This is a genomic window from Devosia psychrophila, from assembly GCF_000971275.1.
Classification (GTDB): Bacteria; Pseudomonadota; Alphaproteobacteria; order Rhizobiales; family Devosiaceae; genus Devosia; species Devosia psychrophila.
Map to the genome: position 1 here is coordinate 1 of NZ_LAPV01000234.1, position 607 is coordinate 607.

Consider the following 607-nt stretch of genomic DNA (forward strand, 5'->3'; position numbering starts at 1 on the left):
GGGGAACGAAAGGGGAAGGCAGGGAAAAGGGAAAGGGGCGGGGATACGGGAAGGACCAGGGAAGAGGGCGGCGGGGAGGGAGGCAAAGGCCGAAGCAGGTGGGCGAGAGTTGCGACGAAGAGAAGGGAGAGAGGGGGATGAGAGAAGAGGGTGGGAGCAAGGACGGAACGCGAGGCGGGGATGCAGGGAATGACGCGGAAGAAAACGAGGACCGTGACGGCTTAGGGAGCGGAGAGGAAGAAGATGAAGTAGTAAAGGATGGCGAGGAAGGCATGGAAGAAGAGGACAAATCAGAAGGAGAGAAATGCGAGGGGGGGGGGATTAGAGAAGGAGGGAGAGAAGGAGAAAAAAGAGAAGAGGAGAAGGGGTGGAGGAGAAAAGAAGAAGAGGGAAAGCGAGGCGGAGGGTGATGGAGAGATAAAGAAAGAAGAGGAGAAACGCGACATGAAGGGAGACGGAGAGAGAGAGAGAGAGGGGGGGAAACGGAAGAACGAAAATGGAAAGAAAGGTGAGAGGGAAAAAGGGGGAGAGGGGAGGAAAGAAGAAGGAGGAGGAAAGGAGAGAAAAGAGGTTACGATCGGGGGCGCGGGTCAGCGCGGTTTCGGGC

Annotated in this window: 1 protein-coding gene; it reads left to right on the plus strand. The window is 56.8% G+C overall.

From position 1 onward, the window contains the following. Window positions 1-258: 258 nt before the first annotated feature. Window positions 259-607 (plus strand): hypothetical protein (locus WH91_RS21315; RefSeq protein WP_046173029.1); only part of this gene is annotated, 349 nt, incomplete at its 3' end.